General features: G+C 59.4%; 20 protein-coding genes. 13 read left to right on the forward strand and 7 right to left on the reverse strand.

Annotated elements, in window-relative coordinates; translation table 11 throughout:
• Nucleotides 1–264: 264 nt before the first annotated feature.
• Complete coding sequence (locus HUK73_RS22045; RefSeq protein WP_176592939.1) at nt 265–1,599, reverse strand: ISNCY family transposase; 1,335 nt, start codon at nt 1,597–1,599, stop codon at nt 265–267.
• 43 nt (nt 1,600–1,642) lie between these two features.
• Between HUK73_RS22045 and HUK73_RS22050 the strand changes: the two genes are divergently transcribed.
• The 6 genes from HUK73_RS22050 (at nt 1,643) to HUK73_RS22075 (ending at nt 9,387) form a co-directional block, all read left to right on the forward strand.
• Nucleotides 1,643–2,485, forward strand: a complete 843-nt coding sequence (locus HUK73_RS22050) for a TonB-dependent receptor domain-containing protein (RefSeq protein WP_255326494.1) — start codon at nt 1,643–1,645, stop codon at nt 2,483–2,485.
• A gap of 196 nt (nt 2,486–2,681) precedes the next feature.
• Nucleotides 2,682–3,509: a helix-turn-helix transcriptional regulator gene (locus HUK73_RS22055; protein WP_176593955.1), complete on the forward strand. Its 828-nt coding sequence runs from the start codon at nt 2,682–2,684 to the stop codon at nt 3,507–3,509.
• 219 nt (nt 3,510–3,728) lie between these two features.
• A complete protein-coding gene (locus HUK73_RS22060) occupies nt 3,729–5,219 on the forward strand; it encodes an aldehyde dehydrogenase family protein (RefSeq protein ID WP_176593956.1) in 1,491 nt (496 codons plus the stop codon).
• A gap of 326 nt (nt 5,220–5,545) precedes the next feature.
• Nucleotides 5,546–7,189: a GMC family oxidoreductase N-terminal domain-containing protein gene (locus HUK73_RS22065; RefSeq protein WP_218036681.1), complete on the forward strand. Its 1,644-nt coding sequence runs from the start codon at nt 5,546–5,548 to the stop codon at nt 7,187–7,189.
• 322 nt (nt 7,190–7,511) lie between these two features.
• Nucleotides 7,512–8,348, forward strand: a complete 837-nt coding sequence (locus tag HUK73_RS22070; protein ID WP_176593958.1) for an SDR family oxidoreductase — start codon at nt 7,512–7,514, stop codon at nt 8,346–8,348.
• 157 nt (nt 8,349–8,505) lie between these two features.
• Nucleotides 8,506–9,387, forward strand: coding sequence for an SDR family oxidoreductase (locus HUK73_RS22075; RefSeq protein WP_218036682.1), 882 nt, complete (start codon nt 8,506–8,508; stop codon nt 9,385–9,387).
• 88 nt (nt 9,388–9,475) lie between these two features.
• On the opposite strand, the gene HUK73_RS22080 is transcribed toward HUK73_RS22075, so the two are convergent.
• The gene (locus tag HUK73_RS22080; RefSeq protein ID WP_176593959.1) at nt 9,476–10,279 is read right to left on the reverse strand and encodes an SDR family oxidoreductase; all 804 of its coding nucleotides are present in this window, start codon (nt 10,277–10,279) and stop codon (nt 9,476–9,478) included.
• Nucleotides 10,280–10,409: 130 nt separating this feature from the next.
• The gene (locus tag HUK73_RS22085) at nt 10,410–11,585 is read right to left on the reverse strand and encodes an amidohydrolase family protein (protein ID WP_255326495.1); all 1,176 of its coding nucleotides are present in this window, start codon (nt 11,583–11,585) and stop codon (nt 10,410–10,412) included.
• A 590-nt stretch (nt 11,586–12,175) separates the two neighbouring features.
• On the opposite strand from HUK73_RS22085, the gene HUK73_RS22090 reads away from it, so the two are divergent.
• From HUK73_RS22090 to HUK73_RS22105, 4 genes are all read left to right on the forward strand, one after another.
• The gene (locus HUK73_RS22090) at nt 12,176–13,573 is read left to right on the forward strand and encodes an NAD(P)/FAD-dependent oxidoreductase (RefSeq protein WP_218036683.1); all 1,398 of its coding nucleotides are present in this window, start codon (nt 12,176–12,178) and stop codon (nt 13,571–13,573) included.
• Between the two features lie 55 nt (nt 13,574–13,628).
• A complete protein-coding gene (locus HUK73_RS22095) occupies nt 13,629–14,783 on the forward strand; it encodes an IS4 family transposase (protein WP_176590506.1) in 1,155 nt (384 codons plus the stop codon).
• Nucleotides 14,784–14,795: 12 nt separating this feature from the next.
• Entirely contained in the window at nt 14,796–15,311 is a 516-nt protein-coding gene (locus tag HUK73_RS22100) for a hypothetical protein (RefSeq protein ID WP_176593960.1), read from the forward strand.
• 123 nt (nt 15,312–15,434) lie between these two features.
• The gene (locus HUK73_RS22105) at nt 15,435–16,436 is read left to right on the forward strand and encodes a zinc-dependent alcohol dehydrogenase family protein (protein ID WP_176593961.1); all 1,002 of its coding nucleotides are present in this window, start codon (nt 15,435–15,437) and stop codon (nt 16,434–16,436) included.
• Here HUK73_RS22105 and HUK73_RS22110 read toward each other — a convergent pair.
• The 4 genes from HUK73_RS22110 to HUK73_RS22125 all read right to left on the reverse strand — a co-directional run bounded on the left by HUK73_RS22110 (nt 16,426) and on the right by HUK73_RS22125 (nt 19,798).
• On the reverse strand, nt 16,426–16,926 hold the full coding sequence (locus HUK73_RS22110; RefSeq protein WP_176593962.1) for a nuclear transport factor 2 family protein: 501 nt from the start codon (nt 16,924–16,926) through the stop codon (nt 16,426–16,428). The two genes, HUK73_RS22105 and HUK73_RS22110, sit on opposite strands and share 11 nt — an antisense overlap.
• A gap of 78 nt (nt 16,927–17,004) precedes the next feature.
• Entirely contained in the window at nt 17,005–17,871 is an 867-nt protein-coding gene (locus HUK73_RS22115; protein WP_176593963.1) for an SDR family NAD(P)-dependent oxidoreductase, read from the reverse strand.
• 76 nt (nt 17,872–17,947) lie between these two features.
• Nucleotides 17,948–18,871 carry an SDR family NAD(P)-dependent oxidoreductase gene (locus HUK73_RS22120; RefSeq protein WP_176593964.1) on the reverse strand — a complete coding sequence of 308 codons (924 nt, stop codon included), beginning with the start codon at nt 18,869–18,871 and terminating at the stop codon, nt 17,948–17,950.
• A gap of 180 nt (nt 18,872–19,051) precedes the next feature.
• Nucleotides 19,052–19,798 carry a helix-turn-helix domain-containing protein gene (locus HUK73_RS22125; RefSeq protein ID WP_218036684.1) on the reverse strand — a complete coding sequence of 249 codons (747 nt, stop codon included), beginning with the start codon at nt 19,796–19,798 and terminating at the stop codon, nt 19,052–19,054.
• 520 nt (nt 19,799–20,318) lie between these two features.
• On the opposite strand from HUK73_RS22125, the gene HUK73_RS22130 reads away from it, so the two are divergent.
• Genes HUK73_RS22130 through HUK73_RS22140 form a run of 3 tightly spaced genes read left to right on the forward strand, consistent with a single transcriptional unit; the run spans nt 20,319 to nt 24,478 of the window.
• Complete coding sequence (locus tag HUK73_RS22130; protein WP_176594769.1) at nt 20,319–22,604, forward strand: TonB-dependent receptor; 2,286 nt, start codon at nt 20,319–20,321, stop codon at nt 22,602–22,604.
• Between the two features lie 35 nt (nt 22,605–22,639).
• On the forward strand, nt 22,640–23,563 hold the full coding sequence (locus HUK73_RS22135; RefSeq protein WP_255326496.1) for a TauD/TfdA family dioxygenase: 924 nt from the start codon (nt 22,640–22,642) through the stop codon (nt 23,561–23,563).
• A 51-nt stretch (nt 23,564–23,614) separates the two neighbouring features.
• Nucleotides 23,615–24,478, forward strand: coding sequence for an SDR family oxidoreductase (locus tag HUK73_RS22140; protein ID WP_176593966.1), 864 nt, complete (start codon nt 23,615–23,617; stop codon nt 24,476–24,478).
• The last annotated feature ends 49 nt before the right edge of the window (nt 24,479–24,527 follow it).

Raw genomic sequence — 24,527 nt, forward strand, 5'->3', positions numbered from 1 at the left:
ATGTCTCATGGCGGGCGGGTGTCGACTGGAAGCCGAATGACAATCTCTTAGCCTAGTGCCCGCCCATAAACGGGGTGTTTTTGCGATCTGGTTGGGCTTTGGGCTCGGGCTGGATCAGCATCGACAGCGCATTATGAGTTGGACGGGTCGCTGTTTTGACGCCCGAGGGCAGGATTAAGGGGAGACTGGCACTTCTGCCCGGGCAGTAGACAAGAGGGATCGCCCGGTGGCGTCCGGTGAAGTGTTCTGGGGGTGCGGATCTGACTATGTTGGCTTGAGGCGGGCGAAGATTGCGAGATTGTTGGCGACGACCGACGACCAGACATAGGATTTGAAGTGGTCGATCCCACGCCATGTGCATCGCGTCAGGCCGTAGGCTCGCTTGAGGCACGAGATGCCAGCCTCGATCCCAGCTCGGAAGTTACGCAGCTGGCGATAGATCCATTTGCTCTTGGTCATGTCCTCGATTTTTAGACCGCACTTTTTGTGGAATGCGACGTCGCGCACTCCGATTGCCTTGGCCTGTTTGAGATTGTCACGACTGGCAAAGCCACCGTCGGCAGCTGACTGGCGCGGTGGTTGGCCATACAAGGTTACATGCCGTTCGAGCATGGGCAGAAAGCGTGCCGCATCCGCCGGATTGCCATCCTCTATGACGGCGTCGAGGATCATGCCGCTCTTGCCGGTGGAGAAGTTGAGCTTGTGGCCGTATTGGACATCACGGCCGCCTTTGACGATGATTTCGGCATGCGGTTCAAACAGGCTGACCAACTTGTCGGCCGCCGGTACGCGCTCGCCGGTGAAGACCCGTCGCCGGGTCTGGTCGATGACCCGTTCGATCAGGGGCAGATAGTGTTCGACCTCAAGACGCCAGGCTGCGCTTTCGATGCTCGAGGCAAGGTGCAACGCAAGGCTCCGGAGCGATGCCATCGTGGCCTGGGTGGCATCGATCAAGTCCCGGTACAGCCGGGCTTTCCTGTCCTTGCCCCGACTGTATCGGATCGCCAGCGCCCTTTTCTTGGCGAGCCGCTGGCGATTGCGCCAGGCGACGGCGGTGCCGCCCGGAAGGCTGGCGGCCTGCTTGAGCAAGCGTGTCATGACCCGCACGCTGTCGAACAGCAACGAACTGTCGCTGGGGGCGTGCATCAGCGCCTCGCACACGGTGCTGTCGATCCGCACGGCCATCCCGCGCTCGATCTTTTCCTGCCTGGCATCGCTCAGCAACGCCCGATTGATTTGTTCCCAGGACTCCGCCCTGATCCGACTAATCGTCTTTTGCAGCACCGACTTCTTCGGGCACAATGCCAGGGGCAGCCGGGCGAAGGCGCGAAACGAAGAGGAATCCTCAAGGTGAAAGGCCAGTTCCTCGTAACTCAGCTGGCGATACTGCTTGAGCACGGCGCATCGCAGAACCGATTCCACCGGCAAACCCTGGCGCCCCGTGTCCTTGATGCCAGCCTCGCCAAGATCAGCCGCCACCAGTGTCAGCAGCTCACTGTGTGCCTCGAGCCACCCGGAAATAGCCTTGAGCTCACGTCCGATCTGGTGATCGGCAAACAGATCGAATAGGCTGCTCTGGATGATGCGTTTCTGGCGCATTGTCGGCTCCGGCGTGTGTTGATTATGCCATGATCTCAGTGGTTTGAGCCCAAAGCATAACCGACACCGTCGGGCCTTCAAAGCCCGAATTCCTGGATTAAACGCAATATTTCAATATCTTAGCGTTTATGGGCAGGCACTAGCCTATGTCAATGTGGCCAAGGGTTTCAAGGCTGGCAGCTTCCCATCGCTTTCGGGATCGGCTGCTCCCGCATTCACGCCGGTTACACAGGAATCGGTCCTTAACATTGAAGGTGGCGTGAAGGCCCAGCTGTTAAACCATAAGCTATCCATAAATCTGGCGGGATTTTACAGCGACTATCGGAACAAGCAGATAAAATCTAAATTAAACGACCCGCTGTTTGGAGCGCTCAACGCCCTTGTCAATATTCCTAAATCATCGATTAGAGGTGCCGAGCTGGAGATTAACGCGCGTCCGCTGAGAGGACTTTCTCTGGGTGCGGCGGTTACATATCTCGACACGAAGCTTGATGATGCCAATGGAATCATCAGTCAGCTCGGTTTCCCGGGCAATTGGAACGGAAATCCGCTTCCTTACACGTCGAAATGGAATGTCAGCGGCAATTTCAACTATACATTTAAGCTGGGTTCGTCGACGGCAGGATTTTTGGGAGGCCAGCTGACTTATCGGTCTCGTAGCACCTCGTCTATTGGGGACGAGCCTGACTTCTTCATGCCTTCGTACACTCTCATTGATGCTCAAGCGGGTGTGGATTTGAATGATGGAAAGATCCGCGTCATGGTCTGGGGCAAGAATATCACCAATGAGTTCTATCTGATAAATATAAACAAATATTCAGATGGAGAACAGCGCTTCACCGGGAGGCCCGTTTCCTATGGTATAACACTTGCCTACAAGTACTGATTGAATCAATTTACCGGCAGGATCGGAGATGGCTGAACATCATCGCCATTGCTCCGATCCTCGCCGGAGCCAATGAATAGGCGTGCCGTCGCGTCAATTCGGGAAGAGGGCTCTTCGGATCACGAAGAATTGTACCCCGGATTCCGCTGTTTTGTCGGTTGCGTAAGCGGGCGCCGCTATTTTGGTATGAAAAGACATGGCCGAGAATCGTCAGCAACAGCGGCAGATGTTGGGCATGTTCCTGCGGTCCCATCGGGAACGCCTGCCCCGGCCTGCCGACGCAGGGGCGCGTCGCCGCACGCCCGGTATGAGACGCGAAGAACTTGCAGAAGCGGCAGGACTGAGCACAACCTGGCTCACTTGGCTTGAGCAGGGACGAGAGGTGAACGCTTCTGCTCTGGCGCTTGCCCGACTGGCCGAGGCGTTGAAGCTGAAACCCGCAGAGCGAGCCTCGCTGTTCGATCTTGCCGAAAGGCGCGACCCCAATTCCCCTGATCGCGCGGCCGGCGAGTTGCCATGTGAGCTTCTCGACCTTCCCTCGAATTTTGGCGAACCCGCCTACCTGCTCGATTCCGCCTGGAATTTACGGGCGTGGAATAAGCCGGCCGAAGAACTTTTCGCAGGCAGTCTTGCGAACTCCAAAGACCATAATCTTGTTTCCTGGACCCTGCTCTCGCCAACCGCCCGGAGGGTAAGCGGCGATTGGGAGGATCGTGCCTCACGGCTGGTGGCGGAGTTCCGCGCCGATTTCAACCGCCGCCCGGGCGATCCGGCGCTAGGCGCTTTGGTCGACCGGCTCATGGAGCAAAGTCCGCTTTTTGCACGGCTCTGGAACTCGCAGGATGTTCGGGGACGCGAGGCCGCGACGCGGCTTTACCACCATCCTGTCGAAGGCCCGATACAATATCGCCAGGTCACATTGCTCGTTGCCGAGCGGCCGGACGTGAAGCTGGTCTGTCTTATGTCGCTTTCCGCAGTTGAAGGAGGTAAAGCCCGACTGCCAAGTCCGCCTCGCTCTCATTAGGGAGGAAGCGCGCGATCGCGCGACACAGGTGGCGCCAATCGGGTGTCCGCGAGTTGGTTCAATCCTGGGTTCCCACGGGCCTCAGATGAGCGCCTAGCTCTCAGTTATGATAGCTCTATATACCAAAGGTGGCCCATAGATGTCGGATTTCCGGAACTGGATCGGCGATCTGTTCGGCTGAGGCGCACTGTAGGACGGCATCTGCACAAGGGAAAGAAGATGAATATCAACGATGCGACACTGGTGGAAAATGAAGAGCGCGCTCGGCAGCTTCTGCAACGTTCCTGGAAGCTTTCCATCGCAGGTGAGTGCCGGCCGGCGCTGTCCGGCCGCACCTATGCGGTGACATCGCCCTATACTGGCGAACAGATCGCGGTCGTTCCTGATGGCGGCGCGGAGGATGTCGCCGCAGCGGTAACCGCCGCCCATGCCGCCTTCGAAGGCTGGCGGGCAACCCCGCCCATGGCGCGTGCTCAGCTGCTGGAAGAACTGGCGAGGGCAATCGTCGCATACGCTCGCGACTTCGCCATTCTCGACAGTGTCGATGCCGGTATTCCGATCGTCTACATGGCTGACGAACTCAGGACGGTGGCGGCGTTTATGCGCTATTTCGCCGGTCTGGCGCTCGAAACCAAGGGTGAGACGATACCGGCGAGTAACAATCTGCATTTCACGGAACGCCAGCCATTTGGCGTCGTGGCGCGCATCGTGCCGTTCAATCACCCGTTCATGTTCGCCGCCAAGAACATTGCCGCGCCGCTGATTGCGGGCAACACCGTCATTGTAAAACCGTCCGAACTGACGCCGTTGTCCGCACTGCTGCTTGGCGAGCTTGTCAACGAGATCCTTCCGTCCGGCGTGGTGAATGTGGTGGTCGGTAATGGTCCGGAAGTGCCCCAGGCGCTGGTCAGCCATCCCCTTGTCCACCGCATTGGTTTTACCGGAAGCGAAGAAATCGGACGAAAGATCGTGCGCGCCGGCGCGGATTGCGGGGTCAAGGATATCAGCCTCGAACTGGGTGGAAAGAACGCCTTCATCGCCTTCCCCGATGCCGACCCGGTAACGGTGGCCGAAGCGGCGATCCGGAACATGAATGTCACCTGGTCTGGCCAGTCGTGCAGTTCTACAACCCGGTTGCTCGTGCATGAGGACATTGCGGACATCGTGGTGGCGACGATCACCGAGCGTCTGTCGACCCATGTCATCGGCAACCCGCTTGACCCGCATTCGCGACAGGGCACAATCGTCAGTGAACGTCAGTATCACAGCATCCTTGGTTTCATCGAGCGGGCCCAGCAGGCGGGCGCGCGCGTCGCCAGCGGCGGAGGGCGACCCAAAGGGGTCGATACGGGCCTCTTCATCGAACCTACGGTGCTGGTTGACGTTGCACCGGATTCCGAGGTTGCCCAGGAGGAGATATTCGGTCCGGTACTCTCGGTCATTCGCTGGCGAGATGAAGAGGAAGCCATCCGGATCGCCAACAGCGTCCGTTACGGCCTGACCGGCATCATCTACACGAACGACATCAAGCGCGCGCATCGCGTGGCGCGCAAGATCGATGCAGGCATGATCGGCATCAACGGTTCTGGCGCCGCCTTCCTTGGTATTCCCGCTGGCGGGTTCAAGGCTTCGGGCCTGGGCCGTGAACAAAGCCTTGATGAACTGCTGAGCTACACGCAGATCAAGGTGACGTCCGTGTACCTCGATTAAGGTGCAGCCCGCTGATTGAACGGTTCCATGACAGCTCCCTTCTTCAGCAATGGTGGGGCACGCCTCCAGATGATCATTTCAAATAAGTGCCCTGTCATTATCGCGAGCCCCCTTGCGTCGCGGCGCGGCTTAGGGTGCATGCGAGAACCCCTATTGAGACCACGCGCGCTGCGACTGCCAGAGCCTTGAAACGCAACCGCGAAACGGGCGCGGCACAGGCCAGACGGATTACTTCGGGCGAAAGTGGCGAAGATTGAGAGAGACACGATATGTCGTCTGTACCCCATGGCAGGAATGGACCTGCCCGCGCCGATCTGGAGCATGGTGTGGAGTTCGATTATATCGTCGTGGGCGCCGGGTCCGCGGGATGTGTCCTGGCCAATCGCCTGTCGGCTGATCGTGCCAATCGAGTGTGCTTGATTGAAGCCGGGCCACGCGATAGCAGCCCGTTGATCCACGTACCAATCGGCATCGTGGCGCTTTTGCGCCACAAGCGCCTTAATTGGCGGTTTTCAACGCTACCGCAGCCGCTTGCCGGGGGGCGGCGTGTTTACGTGCCACGCGGCAAGGTATTGGGCGGTACCAGCGCCATCAACGGCATGGTCTACCTTCGGGGCGACCCGCGAGACTATGATGACTGGGCGGACGCCGGAAACGCCGGCTGGGCCTTCCGAGATGTCCTGCCATATTTCCTGCGGTCAGAGAATAACGAGGTGTGGACCGACTCGCCTTTTCACGGAACAGGCGGACTTCTCCCTGTCAGCGATCTGCGAAGCCATAACCCCGCCTCGGCCAGTTTCATCGAGGCGGCTCGCCAGCATCAGATCCCCCTTTGCCCGGACTTCAACGCGCCCCTCCCCGATGGCGTTGGCCTGCGGCAGTTTACCCAGCGCAATGGGAAGCGCATGTCGACGGCGACGGCATTCCTGAAGCCTGCCTTGAACCGTCCCAATCTTACGGTCCTGACCGATTGCCTGGCCGACAAGATAGTGTTTGATGGAAAGATCGCCACTGGCGTGCGCGTGCTGCGCGATGGCACTAGCGTGGATCTGTCGGCGAAGCGGGAAGTGATACTCGCCGGGGGAGCCATCGGCTCGCCTGAGATCCTGTTGCGCTCTGGCATCGGAGAGGCTGCGCACCTTCAGGGTCTTGGTATTGATGTTGTCCACTCCCTGCCCGGAGTGGGTAGGAATTTGCACGATCATTGCGCAGTCGCCCTTCACGTCGAAACGAAAAGCACGATTCCCTACGGCATTTCCGTGCCGGGGCTACCGCGTCTGGCTTGGGAGTTTGCCAGCTATGTCCTGCATCGGCGAGGGTTGCTCGCCAGCAGTGGAGTCGAGGCTGCGGCGTTCGTGCGATCGTCGCCAGAATTGGCGCGCACCGATCTGCAATTGGGTTTTGCGCCAGGGAAGCACGGCAATCCCCGGACCGGTTCCTCGTTCGGTTATGGGCATGGCTATTCCGTGACGGCGATTCTGCTCCGGCCATGGTCGCGGGGCGAAGTGCGCCTGACCGATCGATCACCCCGGAGCGCCCCTGCCATCGATCCGCGCTTCTTTACCGACGAACGCGATCTGGACCTGCTGGTGAGAGGCGTGCAGCTTTCGCGTCGGCTGCTCAATTCCGAACCGTTCAAAGTGTACCGGGGCGAGGAAATCCTGCCCGGTGAAGCGGTGGCTACGGAGGATGAGATTCGAGATTATATCCGTTCAAGGAGCGGCACGGCATTTCATCCGGTTGGCACCTGCGCCATGGGGTCGGGGCCAGACGCTGTTGTCGATACTGAACTTGCCGTTCATGGCGTTCAGAAGCTTCGCGTGGTGGATGCTTCCATCATGCCGAAGATCATCGGGGGCAACACCAACGCCCCAACCATTATGATAGCCGAGAAGGCGGCTGACATGATCCTTGGCAAGGCCCCGGCCGCAAGCATGGATTTACCAGATTGCAGCATTATGGCCGGATAAGTGGGGAGGTGCCCGGGGGCGGGGCAATCGGAACTTCAATCCTTTGTCATGCGTCGGCAAATGCTGAAAAGGCTTCGACTACGCATAGGTGGTCGACGGTGCGGCCGTCCGTGAGGTGAGAGGCTGTTTGGAAAATGCGCAGAAGCGCATTTTCGGCGCCGCAAATCCGGCTGCAGCCGGATTTGCAAACAGGCTCTGAGCAGTGCCCACTTGCTGGAGCATGATTGGCTTAGCCTGCGCGCATGAGAACCAGCCCGATCATCGGCTCTCGTATAATGGAAGGGATGTGCCGAATATGACTCCTGAAAAGCGCGAAATCACTATGCAAAGGGAAGTAAGCGTTGTCATCGGCATGGGCGGTATAGGCAGGGCGATAGCCCGGCGCGTGGGCTCCGGCACCGAGCTTGTCATTGCCGATTATCAGAAAGCCGCCCTTGAAGGCGTGACGGAGGAGATGCGCGCGGATGGCTATTCGGTCCGTGCCGTTGAGGTCGATGTCCGCTCCGCAACATCGGTCGCGGCCGTTGCGGCCACAGCAAGCGCCTTGGGCAAGCTGACGCGATTGGTCTGCACCGCAGGCGTGGCTCCGGTGCATGCCTCGATCCAAGACATATTGTCGGTCAACCTGCTTGGAGCGGCCCATGTGATCGAAGCATTTGGGGAGATCATCGCGCCACATGGCGCTGGTGTCCTTTTCTCGAGCAAAGCTGCCTATTTCCTTCCCGGCAACCTGAATGCAGAGGAGATGTTGGCTTTGGCCACTACGCCCGCGGCGGCCCTGGGGAATCTGCCAGCTGTCCAGGCAAGCCGCTTCTCCGATCGCCCTTCGGCTTATGGTTTTGCCAAGCATATTTGCCAGCGACGGGCGCAGGCCGGCGCTTCCGGGCAATGGGGGGCACGGGGCGCACGCCTCAACTCGATTAGCCCTGGAACCATCGCAACTCCGATGGGCCGGGCCGAACTCATTGGGGAAAATCGGGCGCTGGTGCAGGGATTGATTGACACCAGCCCCGCGGGGAGGACTGGGACGGCCGACGAAATCGCAAATGTGGTCGACTTTCTCCTCAGTCCTGCGGCGAGCTTTGTAACGGGTGCTGACATTCTCGCGGACGGGGGTGCCATCGCGGCGATCAACTGCGGGCGCTCTTTCCTCCGCTAGAGCGATTTCCAGTCAGATGGCATCATCTGACGGTTAAGAAATCGCGGCAAAACAAAGCAATAGAGCGGTCGATCTGTTTCGATCAAATCGCAAACCGCTCTAGTACCAGCCTCCCGAAAATCGCCAGGTATTTCAGTAATGCTTGCTCGGCCGGGCTTTGAGCGACGGCCTCACTATCAGAAGAGAGGAAATCACTATGCAAAAGGACGTAAGCGTTGTCATTGGCATGGGCGGTATGGGCCGGGCGATAGCCCGGCGTGTGGGCTCCGGTGGCGAGCTTGTCATTGCCGATTATCAGAAAACCGCGCTCGAAGACATGGCCGAGCAGATGCGCGCGGATGGCTATTCAGTTCATGCTGTTGAGGTCGATGTCCGCTCCGCAGCATCGGTCGCGGCCGTTGCGGCCACAGCAAGCGCCTTGGGCAAGCTGACGCGATTGGTCTGCACCGCAGGTGTGGCCCCGGTGCACGCCTCGATCGAAGACATATTGTCGGTCAACCTGCTTGGAGCAGCCCATGTGATCGAGGCTTTTGGAGAGATCATCGCGCTACGTGGCGCTGGCGTGATTATCTCCAGCAATGCGGGCTATTTCCTTCCCGGCAACCTGAATGCGGAAGAGATGCTGGCTTTGGCCACTACGCCCGCGGCGGCCCTAGGGGATCTGCCAGCTGTCCAGGCAAGCCGCTTCTCCGATCGCCCTTCGGCTTATGGTTTTGCCAAGCATATTTGCCAGCGACGGGCGCAGGCCGGCGCTTCCGGGCAATGGGGGGCACGGGGCGCACGCCTCAACTCGATTAGCCCTGGCTGTATCGCAACCCCTATGGGCCGGGCTGAACTTGTCGGCGAAAACAAGCTATTGGTGCAGGGACTGATCGAGACCAGCCCAACTGGCCGATCGGGGACGGCCGACGAAATCGCGAATGTTGTCGACTTTCTCCTCAGTCCCGCGGCGAGCTTTGTAACGGGCGCTGACATCCTCGCAGACGGCGGTGCCATCGCTGCCATCAACTGCGGGCGCTTCCTGCCCGGCGGGGCGTAGAGGGCTTTGCCATCGGCTTGACCTTCACGCGATGTTTCAGGGCGGCGGCTATGTGGTGCGCCGCCCTTTTTCTTTGCCGCTCTTTCCCTCAGATCGTGGGCACCGTGCCGCCGTCGACCGGGCAATCAATACCGCTGATGAAGCCGGCGCGATCGGATGCCAGAAAGCAGATGGTCTCCGCAATTTCTTCAGGCCGTCCGGGACGACCGAGGGGCAGGCTACCGAGCATGTTGATGATTTCCTGCTTCGCCTCGACGGCGGACATGCCGGTCTGTGCCATGATCTCCTCAATCACGCCCGCTGAACCGGACGTCTCGATAAAGCCGGGGGAGAGCGCGTTGACGCGGATTCCGTGCGGTCCGACTTCCTTGGCGAGCGCCTTGCTGTAGGTCGTCAACGCGGCCTTCGCGGCGGCATAGGGGACCTCTGCCTTGGGGAAGGGCATCTGGCGTGCGATCGACGATATATGGATGACCGCGCCAGAGCCTCGCTCGATCATGCCGGGTATCAGCGCGCGGTCGAACCGGACCGCCGCCATGAGGTTGAGGTCCAGCATGTCGTGCCATTCCTCGTCGGCTATGCCCTGAAAGCCGACCGCCTCTGTTTTGGTTCCGCCGGCATTGTTGACCAATATGTCGATCCCGCCCCATTCGCTGAGAATGCGGTCGACAACGGCCTCTACGCCGGCGGTGGTCGCGATGTCAGCCTGTATGAACAGGTCCGCCGACAGGTCTTTGGGCATGACTGACCGCCCGGTTGTCGCTACTTTGGCGCCCGACAGGCCGAAGCGACGCACGGTGGCCGCGCCCATACCCTTGGTTCCGCCCGTGATCAGAACGCGCTTGCCACTGAATTCGTCCGCATGGACTTTGAAAGGATAATCCGTTGTCACAATGTCTTCCTATTCCTTGTCCAGAACTTGCCCGATTGTGCCCGCAAAACGGGATGGGTACGCAAGGCGCCGGAGCCTTCCTCCCTGCAGGACTGAACCGACTCTGGTATGTCCGTCTGAAACGTGGCGGTTAAGCGAGATCGAAGAGGCGGATCGCGTTGCCGCCCAGCATTTTCTTCGCATCGCCTTCCGACACGCTATCGACAATCTCGCTGATGACTGCGCCGGTATAGCCCAGTGTGCCTTCATTATGGGGATAGTCGGCCGACCAGAGCAGCTTGTCCGTTCCGACATAGTCGACCAGCTTGAGGCCAAGGCTGTCTGCCATGAAGGTGGCATAGCAATTTTGTGCCCAATAGTCGGTCGGCCGCTGCTTGAGCTTGGGGTTCATCATCGGCCCGAACGAATCGAAGACCATCTCGGCGTCTTGGAGGATGCCCGGAACCCAGTTGATTCCGGCGCCCGCCTCGGCGAACACGATCTGGAGCCTGGGGTGCCGATCCAGAATGCCGCCGAACACCAGCTCACCGAAATTCTTGCGGAACGGCGCCAGGTTGGTGAATGTCGCGCAGGGTGCGCCGCCGGGAATTTCGAAGTTGAGCGTTTCGCCGATGTGGAAGCAGACGGGCAGTTCAGCCTCTTCCGCAGCCGACCAGAAGCGGTCCATCTCCTCACTGGCATAGAAGATCGTCTTGCCATTTACGTCCAGACCGGGTGTGATCGGGATCTGGAAAGTCTTGAGGCCCAGATCCTTGATATGCCGGATCGATTCCTCAGCCTTGGAGATGTCCCAGAAATTGGGGTAGCCGACGCCGAAGAAGCGGCCCGGCGCGCGGGTGCCGACTTCGGCCATATATTCATTATAGGCGCGGAATATCCATCCGCGTGCTTCCAGGTCAGGGTGCTGGAAATACATCAACAGTGACTGCGGAAACACCACCTCCATCGCGATGCCGTCGGCATCCAGATCGGCCAGCCGTTCGGGCATGGAATAGATGCCGGGACGATCCTCGATACTCTTGATGGCGGAAACGATCGCGGGGCCGACAAAGGATGGCTTGCCGCTTATGCCCATATTGTGGATGCCGCGCTCTTCATCCCACCAGACGCTGGGAACGCGATCGCGCATCGCGGCCGGAACACGACCCTCCCACAAATCTTCCGCGATCGACCAGTGATTGTCCGCCGAAACCACGATGGTGCCTTGCGGCACCTGCGCGCTGCGTCCATCCAAAGGGCGGTTGTAGGCCAACCCGACCTCGTTCATTGCCGGATTACGCAATGAAACCATACCCGCGTCCGTCATATATGATCCTCTTCCAGGGGGTGCCGCTGCAAAATCACGGGGCCAATCCGCTTCGCATTGTCCAGCGTCAGCCGGACAATGTGCATCATTGTCGTGCTGCCTTTGTGAGCGGCGCTATTGCCTGCCTTCTCAACGGCGACACGCATTTTATAATTTAGTTGGTCGCTCAAATCAATTATAAATCTGGCGAACCCAGATCGAGGGAGAATTTTCCGGTGTTATGGCCTGCAAGTGAAGTGTCTTCTCATGCTTTCCCGATGATGCTTGTCGGGAAGTGGGCGGGGATCGTGCGGCCGCTCATCGGTGTCACGGAGGGTCTGCGGCGGCTGCGATTATGTGGCGATGGAAATGCGCAATAAGACGATTGATATTCATAATATGAAAATTCAAATTCATTCTTGTTGACAGAATCGACAAGATTCGCAAAAATTATCCTCAAGAATGGAGAGAGCGCCTGATGAACGTCCTCGATCGCCTATGTGCGACAGGGGCTTGTGCGACGGTCGGCTGAAATGGCTCGCGGACAGATGGGGTTCCGATCTGACGTGGTCTCTCGAAACTCGGGACGGCAGTGCAAGGAGTAAGTCGCTGTGGATCAAGTCGTTGCAAATGATATCTGGGATGTTCTGCATGAGCTCGGTTGCGAGATAACGCGGGCCGAGCTGAACGAGGCAAAGAGCAAATATGCGTTGGAGAGGGACAAGCGCGTCCGCACTGATGCCGGCGCGCAATATGTTCCCACGATAGATGGCAAATTCGCCAACTTCGGCAAGGACCCCTGGTCCGATCCCGAATTTTCCCGTCCCCCGTTGAATGACCATTGCGATGTTATCATCGCCGGTGGTGGCTTTGGGGGTCTGTCGGCCGGCGCTCGACTCCGTGAGGCCGGATGCGAGACCATCAGGATCATCGAAGAGGGCGGGGATTTCGGCGGCACCTGGTACTGGAACCGTTATCCCGGCGCGATGTGCGATATTGAAGCGCATATCTATCTCCCCCTGCTGGAGGAACTGCACTATGCGCCAAAGCATCGATACGCCTACGCGCCGGAGATGCTGGAACATAGCCAGCGTATCGGACGGCATTATGGGTTGTACGAAAAGGCCTGTTTCCAGACGGCGATCACGGCCATGCGCTGGCAGGAAAAGGAAAAGCGCTGGTTGGTTGAAACCAACCGTGGCGATCGCATGACGGCGGACTTCGTCGTTCTGGCATGTGGGCGGCAGAGCTTGCCCAAGCTGCCGAATATTCCCGGCATCGACACGTTCGAAGGGCATACCTTCCACTCCAGCCGATGGGACTATGGCTATACCGGCGGTGACTCCGATGGTGGGCTGGTTGGGCTGGGCGATAAGCGTGTTGCCGTGGTCGGAACCGGCGCGACCGCGCTTCAGGTGGTGCCGGAAGTGGCGAAATGGGCGAAGGAACTGTTCGTGTTCCAGCGCACGCCGTCCACCGTCGGAGTGCGCGCCCAACAGGAAACCGCGCCCGACTGGATCGACATGAACAAGGTTGGCTGGCAGAAGGCGCGTCGCGAGAATTTCCAGAAACGGTCGGTCGGCATGATTCCGAAGGACCAGGACGAGATCCGCGATGGTTGGACGGCGGCTTTCCACGGTCTGGGGGATATTGGCGACGTGGAAGTAAGCGCCGCGCTCGGCCGCGCGCTCACCAAGGAAGAAAAGGGCATTCTGGCAGAGGTTGCGGACCTTCGCCTCATGAAGGAACTGCGTGAGCGCGTGGAGAACGAGGTCGGCGATAGCGCGGTCGCCGAGAAGCTGAAGCCCTATTACCGCTGGTTCTGTAAGCGGCCGGGTTTCCATGACGAATATCTGCAAAGCTTCAATCGGCCCAATGTGCATCTGGTCGACACCAACGGCCAGGGAATCGAAGGTTTCACCAAGGATGGCGTCCAGGTGAACGGCGATCATTATGATGTCGATTGCGTGGTGTTTGCCACCTCAGGCATCCCCTCATTTTTGAGATGACGTAGGGCAGGAAAGATGATTCAGCATCTCCGTGTCGAAGGGGGATCAGATTGAGATGAGCGGCAAGGCGAAGTTTTCTTCTGAGGCGGTGCATTCCTTTGTCGACGAACTTTTTGGCGCGGACCTGCACGCGAAGCGGGTGACATCGCTGGCGAAGGCGACGGTGGGCACGTTGCAGGCGTCGTCGCTGGCGGTGAGCGCGATTGGCCACGGTCTCGCACTGGCCCAGGGAGGGCTGTCGCGTCACGCGATCAAGCAGGTCGACCGGATGCTGTCGAATGACGGGATCGATGTCGACGCGCTGATGGCCGACTGGGCCGGCTATTGCCTGGGTAGCCGCACCGAGATCGCCGTCGCCATGGACTGGACCGACTTCGATGCCGACGGGCACTCGACCCTGATGCTGTCGCTGCTTACCGAGCATGGCCGGGCAACGCCGCTACTGTGGTTGACGGTACGCAAGGCGGAGCTGAAAGAGCGGCGCAATCACTATGAATATTGGATCGTCACCCGGCTTGCCGAGCTCTTGCCGACAGAAGTGAAGGTGCTGCTCGTCGCCGATCGCGGCTTTGGCGACACCAAGCTCTACGGCGTCCTCAAGGACGAGTTGCACTTCGACTATGTCATCCGCTTTCGTGGCAACATCAAGGTGACGGCCGCCGGTGAGTGCCGTCCGGCAAAGGAGTGGCTCGGCCCATCGGGACGTGCCAGGCTGTTGCGCGAGGCCACGGTCACGGCGCAGGGTTGCCCCGTCGGGGCGGTCGTGTGCGTCCAGGCCAAGGATATGAAAGAGCCGTGGTGCCTCGCGACCAGCTTGACCACGGTGACGGCCAAGACCCTCATTGATCTTTACTCGCGGCGCTGGGGCATCGAATGCTCGTTTCGCGATGCCAAGGACTGGCGGTTCGGGATGGGCATGTCGGCAACCCGCGTCTCCACGCCCGCCCGGCGCGACAGGCTGTGGCTGATCGCCGCTCTCGCCATTGTCCTCCTGACCGTGCTCGGCGCCGCCGGCGAGGCCATCGGCTACGACCGCCATCTGCGCACCAGCACGACATCGCGACGCGTGCATTCACTCTTCCGGCAGGGCGTGATGTACTATCAACTCATCCCCAACATGCCCGAGGAAAGACTACGCCCTCTCATCCTACAGTTCGAGAACCTTATCCGCCACCATCAGCTCCTCAAACGGACTTTCGGAATCATTTGAATGAGGGGATTCATGAGGTTTGCCACGGGCTTCGAGGCTGGGGTTCAATATACGCGTGTGACGGGCTTCGATCTCTATGGTCGTGACGGAAAGCCGCTCAGTGAGCATTGGAGGAAAGGTGTCAGATCACTTCACGGCCTGATGACCGACGAGTTTCCGAACTGCTTCATCATTGGCGGAAACCAGCACTCCGTCATGGCGTTGAATGCCGTCCATCTTCTGGACGAACAGTCGATCCATGTCAGCTATGTCGTCGCTGAGGCGAAAAGGCGCAAAATTGCGGCAATCGAACCCAGTCTCGAAGCGGTCGACGACTATACGAACTTCATTCGCACATCACCGCAGGACAAGGAACTGGTGGAGTTCTACGCGTCCTGTACGCCGGGCTATTATAATAATGAAGGCAAGGTCGAAAAGGGTGAAGACTTGTTCTCGGGCGCCCGCTACGGCCCTGGCGCGATGGCTTTCTACGAAATGCTCGCAAATTGGCGGGCTGCCGGAAATCTGGAGGGAATGGAGACGAACTGAACGCCATTCGATCATGCAGGACTGCTGACGCGCCGGTCGTCCGGCAGTCCTGCCGCACAAGGGGCGAGGGGCGCCAGTGCGCAATGCAAGCTTGTGCTCGTTCAATGAAACGGTGAGAGAGCGATGAGGGTCAAAGCGGCCGTTCTGCATGAGCTTGGTGGACCGGAAGTCCTCAAGCTGGCAACGGTGGATGTACCAAATCCGGGGCCGGGTGAAATCCGCATCCTGATCAGCGCCTTCGGGCTCAATCGATCGGAAGCCTTGTTTCGGGAAGGGCGACTTCAGCTCAAGCCGGTACTGCCGTCGCGGATCGGCTACGAGGCGGCCGGCATTGTCGAAAGCGTGGGGCCGGGCGTCACCGAATTTGCGGTCGGGGACTCTGTCGCAACGCTGCCGCGCATGCAAACGAACGTTTGCGGCGCTTATGGCGAGGCGATGACGGTTCCTGCCCGTTTTGCGGTCAAAAGCCCTGCTGGCCTCGATAGGGTGGAATGCGCCGCCCTGTGGTCGGGCTATATGACCGCCTATGCCGGACTGGTCGATCTGGCACCCGTGCAACGAGGTGATTTCGTACTGATCACCGCCGCATCGAGCAGTCTTGGTCCGGCGGCGATCCAGATTGTCCGCTTGCTGGGCGCACACGCCATAGCGGTGACGCGGCGGCGGGAGAAGGCGGCTGCGATAGCCCGCTCCGGCCCGGCTGACATCATCGTAACCGATGAGGAGAATCTGGGGGACCGTGTTCGGCAGATTACCGACGGGCGCGGGGTTTCGCTTGTTTTCGATCCGGTTGGCGGTCCGACGGTTTCGACGCTTGCCGAAATGACCGCCCCTTATGGCACCATTATCATCTATGGTTCACTGGACGCCAGTCCGGCCGAGTTGCCGGTGCGGGCGTTGATCGGCAGGAATATCGCCATTCGGGGGCTGGGCCTGTATCTGGAGGACAAGCCGGACCGTCTGCGCCGTGGCGTTGCGTTCATTCAGGAGGGCGTTGCCAACGGCTTGCTGAGGCCGCTGATCGCAGAGCGTTACAAGCTCGATCAGATCGTCGAGGCTGCCAAATCCATGGATGCAATGAACCATGTCGGCAAGATCGTGGTGGAAACGGGCGTCAAACCATGAAGCCTAGATTCAGATCCGGCCGGGGTGTCGGACCTGGTTGGGGGTTGCTGGGATTTGACGGTGCCGCGTAGCGCGAATTGGGATGCGCCCATTCCAGATTCCCTGAACGGTGCGCGATTAGCCAGCGATCCCCCGATTTCACGAAGTCGTCAATATATAGACCGGAATGATCAAGGCCGATTTCCGATATCACCATAATATAGTGGATCGAACGGGCGGTCGTATCGCTCACGACATTGATGATCGACTGCCCGAGCACATGGCGGCTGAAATTGCCGGGCTGCTGCGCTTTCCGCCGCTCCGCACCCGCCGTCATGGCGGCGATGATCGTATCGCGACCCTTGAGGGGAGGCATGCCGCCGAAGTGCATCACGCCGTCGGGCATGAATATGTCGCTCAGCTCATGATATGCGCTGCGGTCTACAGCAGAAATATAGCGGCCGATCGTGTACCGAATTTCCTCACGGATCAGGGCTTCACCAATATCCATGATAATGGCTCCTCAAAGGGATGGCATCCATGCCCTGGTTGAGGCGCATGGATCGGCAATATATCGTGATAAGTCCCTTTATCGGACCAGCAGTTCCGGTTCGCCGTAATACATGCGATTGAATACGGCGTCGATTTCCCTGTCCGGCATTGTTCCAAAGGCACTCAGGAAGTCCTTTGCATCCTGTCCGGCAATGTAGCGCGTCTGAGGATGCTCGGTCTCCAGCGCTTCGAGTACGATCTCCGCAACCTGTTCCGCCGTCGAGGAGTTGCCGTCCATGCTGGCCTCGCTGACCCGCAAATAACCTTCGTAAAGTTGGCCGTAGAGGCGCTTTTCCTCTTCACCAATCGTTGCGATGGCATGTCGGATGTCGCTGAGCTGCTGGTAGACCAGATTGGTGCGGATACCGCCCGGTTCGACCAGGCTGATCTTGACGCCTTGCGGTTCGGCCTCGCGTCGCATGACGTCGCACAGCCCTTCCAGCGCGAATTTCGACGCGACATAGGCCGACATGAAGGTGAAGGCCACGCGTCCGGCCATTGATCCGAGGACGACAATCCGGCCCTTGCTCTGGCGAAGGGCCGGCATCGCGGCTTGATAAACGGCCATGTTGGCGACGCAGTTGATTTCATAGGAACGGCGGAAGGTCGACAGCGCCGTAAATTCCGCAGGGCCGTTGGGGGCAATAGCCGCGCAGATCGTCACCGCATCCAGCGAATCCAGAGCGGAAACAATGGTCTTGAATTTGACGAGCGCGGCGTCTGCATCGGACAGATCCACAAGATGATGTTGGACCTTGCCCTCAAATCGCTGCTCGATCGTGGATGCTTCCTTGGCATTCAGCACGGTCGTGACGACCTCATGGCCGCGCTTCACCAGCAGCTCAATGAGGGCGGATCCGACACCGCCAGCGCCGCCGACGACCAGATGTTTTTTGGCTGTCATCTGAATTTACCCTCTCCGGTTATGGTTCATTGGTGAAGTTCGTTAGGAAATTGGGGTGATCACCTTATCGAACACTCTACAGATGCGGAGCTTTCTTGCTATTGGCAAACAGGGTGTTCGGCAGCAATTTCCTCAGTTCATCCACAGTCCACGGACCATCTTTTTCATGGTCGCGCCACAGGACCGAGGTTTCTTCCGGGTGCGAAAAGCGGGAGATCTTCCCGGCGCCGTTCCGCAGGATGCATCCGTTGATCTCGTCGGCTTCCGGCGTCAGCAGAAACAGCAAGGTCGGCGTCGAATAGGCCGGATCCACAAGGCGTCCAGCGGTCTTGTTGAGGCGGTCGCCGCTCATGAGGCCCGCTTCGGCTTTCTTCTGCTCGCGCGCCATTCCCGGCCCATGCCCGCGAGACGCGCCGAAGGGGGCGATGGCGTTGACGGTGATCCCGAACGATTGCAGTTCGATGGCCAGGGCCCAGGTCAGGCTGACGGTGCCGCCCTTGGCGGCCGCATAGGCGGACAGGCCGGTTGGCAGGTTCCAGGCGTTCGACACCGTGTTGATGATGCGGCCGTAACGCTGCGCTTTCATATGGGGCACGGCGTGACGGCACATGTTGAAGGTGCCCGTAAGGTGGATGCCGATGACCCGTTCATATTCCTCCGGGCCATGTTCTTCCAACAGGTCCGGCCCGATGATGCCGGCATTGTTCACCAATATGTCGATCCGCCCGTAGGTGTCGATCGCCTGCTGGACGATCCGTCCGGCTCCGTCGAAATCCGCCACCGACTCGTAATTCGCGACGGCTTTGCCCCCTTGCCGGACGATTTCCTGCACGACTTCGTCCGCAGGCTCATGGGACCCGCCCAGGCCCTCAAGATCGACGCCGGGATCGTTCACTATGACACTGGCGCCTGCTTCGGCCAGCGCAACCGCTTCGGCACGGCCGATGCCCCGCCCGGCACCTGTGACAATAGCTACCTTCCCGTCCAAGAATTTATCCATGCGAATGTTTTCCACCTCTTCTGGAACTCCATGGCGAGCCCCGTTCAATCGCCACGAGGCGATATCCGGCATCGACCACTGGTCAGTCAATCCGTCCTTGCGGGAACCATATGGCGATCGATAGCAACCCTACCCCCTCCAAATCGCGAGGGGACTTGTCCCTTGGCATTGATGCTTTCCCTATTTCTCCTGTTGAGCAAGAGGCATGAGGCAGACCAGCTTCACTTCCGGCCACTCGGCGACCAGCAGGGTTATCTGGCGATACCGCACCGGGCCGCGGACGGGATGGAAATAGAGTCGTGCCGCAGCTTCGCGGCGGCGCACGTCCTGGGAATGCCAGAGTTGGACAAAGAGAGGGCTTTGCTCGCTGAGCTGGTCGACCAGCGCCCGCAGGGCGGGGTCGCCCGGGCGACGGTTGAAGTCGGCACGAAATTCCGCCACCAGCCGGGATGCCCGTTCTTCCCACTCATTGCTGAGCGACCGGGCGACCGGCGACAGCAAGGCCCAGGCGAGGAGGTTGAGATCGTCCGCTTCCTCCAGCCGGTTGCCGAAAATCTCTGAGGCAGGCTTGTTCCATGCGCGCAGGGTCCAGACCGAATCGAGCAGATAGGCCGGCTCGATGAAGCTGGATGGAAGTGCCAGCAGTTCAGAGGGTAGATCGGTGGCCACGGGCGCCGGACCTTTCGGGTCGCGCTTGCCGGCGAGATCGAACAAGGAGCCTCGTTCCGCTGGCGATAGTTTTAGCGCATCCGCCAATCGCGCGAGCGTTGCAACCGACGCATTCACCTCCCGCCCCTGTTCCAGCCAGGTGAGCCAGGTCGCGCTGAGTCCAGCCTTGTCGGCCAGTTCCTCGCGTCTCAGGCCGGGCGTGCGGCGTCTGGTGCTGGCTCCCGGCGGGCTGGGCAGGCGCTCGCGCTGAGCGCGCAAAAATGCCCCCAATAAATGCCGCTGTCGTTCAATGTCCTGGGCCATGTAGATTTTATACCAGAATAAATGATCATCTAGTACCAAGATAAAATCACTTCATAATGATGTGCAACTGCGGTCGCCATCGGTCGCAAAGATACATATCTGTCGCGACCTTGGTGGCCTTTGACCCGATCGCAACGATCTGGCCGATCTGCTGAAGGTTCGGAGGCAACGGAAAGAGGCCGGGAGAAGGGGCTGAGGAAAAGGCGTCCACGATATTCTTGTGCATCGGGTTCAGGCTGGTAGTTGCCTGCGTCCAATGATGTCATGCGCCGCTAAATCAAAATTGCCTGGTTGAAGAATGAAGTGTCATAATTCCATTTCCTCTCAAAATGGATAGGTAACTATTTTTAATAAAATTCTATATCAAATATCATAAATATAAAATGAATAAATAAAAATGATTTTGGAGGGGGTTATGTATTTCAATTTTAGAAATCATTGTCTTGCTTCGGTAGGTGTTGTCGCCTTGACTGTGATGGCTGTCAGTCCTTTGGCGGCACATGCAGCGGACGAGGTGGCGAAGACCGATCAGCCGGATTATGCTGAAATCATTGTAACGGCCAACAAACGCGCGGAAAGCCTGAGCAAGGTCGGCCTGACGATCACGGCGCTGGGCGGGGCGCAACTTGAGCAGCAGAAGGTTACCTCGCTGGAGGATCTTGCGGCATCGGTGCCGGGCCTGACCTATACGCAGACTGCCAGCAACACGCCGGTCTATACGCTTCGCGGCATCGGCTTTTACGACACGACGCTTGCTGCCTATCCCAGCGTCAGCGTCTATCTCGATGAAACGCCCTTGTCCTTTCCGTTGCTGACCACCCTGACGTTGTTCGATGTCGAGCGCGTCGAGGTGCTGAAGGGGCCGCAGGGCACGCTGTTCGGCAATAATGCGACGGGTGGCGCGATCAACTATATCGCAGCCAAACCGACGCAGGATTTTTCTGCGGGCGTCAGCCTGGACTATGCCCGTTTCAACACTTTCACCGCCGATGCCTATGTCAGCGGTCCGGTCACGGACACTTTGCTCGCGCGCGTCGCGGTAAAGGCAACGAGTGGCGACGGCTGGCAGAAGAGCATCAGCCGCCCAGGCGACCGCAACGGCGCACCCGAGACTTTCGCTGCGCGTTTCCTGCTGGATTGGCGCCCGACCGACCGGCTGCGAGTCCAAACCAATCTCAACGCCTGGCGTGATCGCACCGAACCGCCGGCCGCGCAATTCCAGAAGTTCATTCCGAATTTCCCGGTCCCAGCCAATAGCGGTTTCGTGCCCTTCGTGCCCAATACTGTCGATAATCCCCGTCTGGCAGACTGGACGCCAAGCACTCCTCCCAAGGCCAATAACCGACTGCTTCAGGCGGCAGCGCGTATCGACTATGATGTGACGGATGTCATTACGCTGACCTCGCTGACATCCTATATCGATTACAAGCTGAACCAAGCGCCGGAAGGTGACGGTCTGCCGCAGCAGCGCCTCGATATCCCGCAGAACGATGGATATGTCCACAGCTTCTCGACCGAACTTCGGCTCGCCAATAATTCCGATCCGGTGTTCCGTTGGACCGTGGGCGGCAATTTCAGCCATGATGTCACGCACGAAATCAGCGGTGGCGCACAGAAGGATTCCACTTCGAACTACACGCTTAAATTCGCCGGTCTCGGCTTTGCCGGCAATACCTTCACCAATGATCAGAAGATGAAGAACTACGCAGTGTTCGGTGCGGCCGAATATAGTTTCGGTCAGTTCACGCTGAAGGCCGGCGCCCGCTATACGCAGGCAGACCGCAAGTCGGACAATTGCAACCTGGGCTTCACGCGGGGACCGGGACCGAACAACATCCTGACATATTTCAACATCCTGGCGGTGCAGGTTTTCCATAGCGTGACCACGCCCTATCCCGCCGGCACCTGCCTCATCTTCGCGCCCGACCGTACGCTCCATGAATTCCACGGCACGCTGAACGAGAATAATGTGTCCTGGCGCGTGGGCATCGACTGGAAGCCCAATGACAATATCCTTGCCTATTTCAACGTGGCCAAGGGGTACAAGGCGGGTAGCTTCCCAGCGCTTGCAGGATCGGCTGACCTCGCTTTCCGTCCAGCCACCCAGGAAGCGGTATTGAACGTCGAAGGCGGTATCAAGGCCCAGCTGTTCGATCACAAGGCATCGGTCAACCTGTCGGGCTTCTACAGCGACTATCGCGACAAGCAGGTGAAGTCGAAGTTGATCGATCCGCTCTTCGGTTCGCTCGACGCCCTGGTGAACATTCCAAAATCGTCGATTCGGGGCGTCGAACTGGAGGTGAATGCGCGTCCAGTGTCCGGGCTTTCGGTGGGTGGCGCGGTGACTTATCTGGACACCAGGCTGGACGATGCCAATGGCATCATCAGCCAGCTTGGCTTACCCGGCAACTGGAACGGCAATCCGATCCCCTACACGTCCAAGTGGAATGTCGGCGGCAATTTCAACTACAAGTTCCCGCTAAGCGGTTCTGCCTCAGCCTTCATCGGGGGGCAGGTGACATATCGGTCCAGCAGCACATCGTCGATCGGCAGCGAGCCTGACTTCCTGATGCCGTCCGTGACGCTCCTTGATGGGCAGGCCGGTGTTGAACTGAATGATGGGAAGGTCCGGATCATGATCTGGGGCAAGAACATTACCAACGAATTCTATCTGACCAACATCAACAAATATACCGATGGTATTCAGCGCTTCATGGGCAGGCCTGCCACTTATGGCGTCACGCTGAGCTATAAGTACTGATCAGGCGGATAGAGAAGAAATTAATGGAGGTATCCATGAACAAATCCGATATGGCGCAGGCCGATTCAAATTATATCAATATGCCGGACCCGACGAGTCCACTGGAGATCGAGCCAGTTGCGGGTCGGATCGGCGCGGTCATTCGTGGCGTCTCGCTCGCAGAGAAGATCGACGACGCTACGCTCGCTGCGATCCGCACAGCGCTGGCACGGCATAAGGTCATCTTCTTCCGCGACCAGCACCTCGACGATCAGCAACATGCGGCGCTGGTCGCCCGTCTGGGTCGGGCGGGCTTCGACGCACCGGGGGCCGCCGCCGAGGAGGCACGGCTGATCGAGCTGAATTCGTCGGACGGCTATGCGGCGGACATTTGGCACACCGATCAGACTTATGTGGAATCGCCGCCGGACGTGACGACCTTGCGTGCAATCGTCATGCCGGAGGCGGGCGGCGACACCATGTGGGCCAATACGGCAACGGCTTATGCGGACCTGCCCGCACCGCTCAAGGCCCTGGCGGATGGCTTGCGGGGCATTCACACCAATGTCTTCGATTATACCCAGGCTTCCGGCAAGGCGAAGGACAAGGAAGATTGGTTGCAAACCGTCCGCCCGGTCCGCATGGAGGCTGAGCATCCCGTGGTCCGGGTTCATCCGGAAACCGGCGAGCGGGCGTTGATCCTTGGCGCCTATCTGCAACGGTTCGCGGGCTTCAACGGTTCGGATTCGCGCCATATCGCGGCCGTTCTGCAGGATCATATCACCCGGCCGGAAAATACCGTGCGCTGGGGATGGCGCGTGGGCGACGTGGCGCTATGGGACAATCGGGCGACGCAGCATCGCGCCATAGTCGACTTCGGTTCGCAGTTGCGCGTCGTCAAGCGCGCGACCCTGCCCGGATCGACGCCGGTCGGCGTGGACGGGCGTCCGGGCCGGACGATCCCACAGCCGCCGGTCTGACCGGAGCGCCGGCCTTCGGAGAATGATGATATGGTCTACAGGAGCGATGATTTGAACCAGAGAGACGGACGCAAGCGGGCGGTGATCACCGGTGCCAACGGCGGCATGGGCCGGGCGCTCGCCCGTTCCTTTGGTGAGACCATGGATCTGGTGCTGGTCGATATCATGGAAGCGCCGCTTGCGGGGTTTGCAGGGGAATTGCGCGATGGTGGCTACACCGTCTCCGCCGCGATCGCTGGCGACCTTGGTGACGAAGCTGTGCTCGGCAAGGTGGTGGAAGCCGCGACATCGGGCGGGGGGCTTGGCGCGGTCGTCCATACGGCGGCGCTGTCCCCGGCGGCGGGTACGCGCTGGGACCGGATCATGACGGTCAATCTTGTCGCGACGGAGAAATTTCTGCGGGCGCTCGACCCTGTTGTGTCCGCAGGCAGTCCGGTGATCGTGATCTCCTCCAATTCGGCCTATTTCGCGCCGATCACGCCCGAGATCAGTGAGATCATCCTCGATCCACTCGCCCCCAACCTGTTGGCCCGGATCGCGCCCCATATCGATCAACTGGGTGGGGCTGAGGATGAAATGGAACGGGCCTCCATCGCCTATATGTTCAGCAAATGGGCCGTGATCGAACTTTGTGCGCGAAGGGCGCCGCACTGGATCCGCCGGGGTGCCCGGCTCGTCACCATATCGCCGGGCATGGCCAATACCCCGATGGGGCGCGCCGAGCGAGAGAGCAATCCGCGCGCGGCTGCGTTCATCGACACATGTCAGGCCGGGCGTTGGGTGACCCCGATGGACATCGTCGGCGCCGCCCGGTTCCTGGCAAGTGATGCGGCCAGCTTCATTTCGGGCTGCGACATTCGCGTCGATGGCGCGGGGGTGCCGGCGATGCAGGCTGAGTTGGCGTTGAACGGATGAACGGATTGCTGCGGCAGGGGCCTCTGCGAAACAGGGAACCATAGACGGA

The organism is Sphingobium sp. EM0848 (assembly GCF_013375555.1).
In the GTDB taxonomy this organism is placed as follows: domain Bacteria; phylum Pseudomonadota; class Alphaproteobacteria; order Sphingomonadales; family Sphingomonadaceae; genus Sphingobium.

Excerpts from the sequence above, each read along its gene's own strand:
- HUK73_RS22045 (WP_176592939.1), bottom strand. The coding sequence starts at position 1,599 with ATGCGCCAGAAACGCATCATCCAGAGCAGCCTATTCGATCTGTTTGCC.
- HUK73_RS22055 (WP_176593955.1), top strand. The coding sequence starts at position 2,682 with ATGGCCGAGAATCGTCAGCAACAGCGGCAGATGTTGGGCATGTTCCTG.
- HUK73_RS22060 (WP_176593956.1), top strand. The coding sequence starts at position 3,729 with ATGAATATCAACGATGCGACACTGGTGGAAAATGAAGAGCGCGCTCGG.
- HUK73_RS22070 (WP_176593958.1), top strand. The coding sequence starts at position 7,512 with ATGCAAAGGGAAGTAAGCGTTGTCATCGGCATGGGCGGTATAGGCAGG.
- HUK73_RS22085 (WP_255326495.1), bottom strand. The coding sequence starts at position 11,585 with ATGACGGACGCGGGTATGGTTTCATTGCGTAATCCGGCAATGAACGAG.
- HUK73_RS22095 (WP_176590506.1), top strand. The coding sequence starts at position 13,629 with ATGAGCGGCAAGGCGAAGTTTTCTTCTGAGGCGGTGCATTCCTTTGTC.
- HUK73_RS22100 (WP_176593960.1), top strand. The coding sequence starts at position 14,796 with ATGAGGTTTGCCACGGGCTTCGAGGCTGGGGTTCAATATACGCGTGTG.
- HUK73_RS22105 (WP_176593961.1), top strand. The coding sequence starts at position 15,435 with ATGAGGGTCAAAGCGGCCGTTCTGCATGAGCTTGGTGGACCGGAAGTC.
- HUK73_RS22110 (WP_176593962.1), bottom strand. The coding sequence starts at position 16,926 with ATGGATATTGGTGAAGCCCTGATCCGTGAGGAAATTCGGTACACGATC.
- HUK73_RS22115 (WP_176593963.1), bottom strand. The coding sequence starts at position 17,871 with ATGACAGCCAAAAAACATCTGGTCGTCGGCGGCGCTGGCGGTGTCGGA.
- HUK73_RS22120 (WP_176593964.1), bottom strand. The coding sequence starts at position 18,871 with ATGGATAAATTCTTGGACGGGAAGGTAGCTATTGTCACAGGTGCCGGG.
- HUK73_RS22130 (WP_176594769.1), top strand. The coding sequence starts at position 20,319 with ATGGCTGTCAGTCCTTTGGCGGCACATGCAGCGGACGAGGTGGCGAAG.
- HUK73_RS22135 (WP_255326496.1), top strand. The coding sequence starts at position 22,640 with ATGAACAAATCCGATATGGCGCAGGCCGATTCAAATTATATCAATATG.